Origin of the sequence: Desertibacillus haloalkaliphilus, from assembly GCF_019039105.1 — a bacterium.
Taxonomy (GTDB): domain Bacteria; phylum Bacillota; class Bacilli; order Bacillales; family KJ1-10-99; genus Desertibacillus; species Desertibacillus haloalkaliphilus.
On sequence record NZ_JAHPIV010000502.1, the window covers coordinates 1 to 346 of the forward strand.

1 protein-coding gene is annotated in these 346 nt (G+C 40.8%); it reads right to left on the minus strand.

Annotated features, from left to right (window positions below; translation table 11 throughout):
- Positions 1 to 346 (minus strand): Na(+)/H(+) antiporter subunit B (locus KH400_RS23005; protein WP_217228601.1); only part of this gene is annotated, 346 nt, incomplete at both ends.

Below are 346 nucleotides of genomic sequence, written 5' to 3' on the forward strand. Positions count from 1 at the left end.
GAATAATGATTAAGGCAATTGCAACAACAACTAAGTAAATCCCTAGGTCAAATGGCAATGCCGTAGTCAGTTCTGTCTCTCCTAAAATAGGGAGTTGGTAGTATTCAAAAAATTGAGTTAAAAATGGATAGCCAAACACCATACTAGATACGCCTGTTGCAATTGAAATTAACAGTCCGACTGCAATGATCGTCGTATAGTTAAAAGGCAAGGCCTTTTTCATGCTCTTCATATCAAAACCGAGATACATTAATAGAAGCGCACAAGCTGTCATTAGTCCCCCAATGAAGCATCCGCCGGGGTTATTATGCCCGGCGAAGAATAAGTACACCGAGAAGGCTAGGAT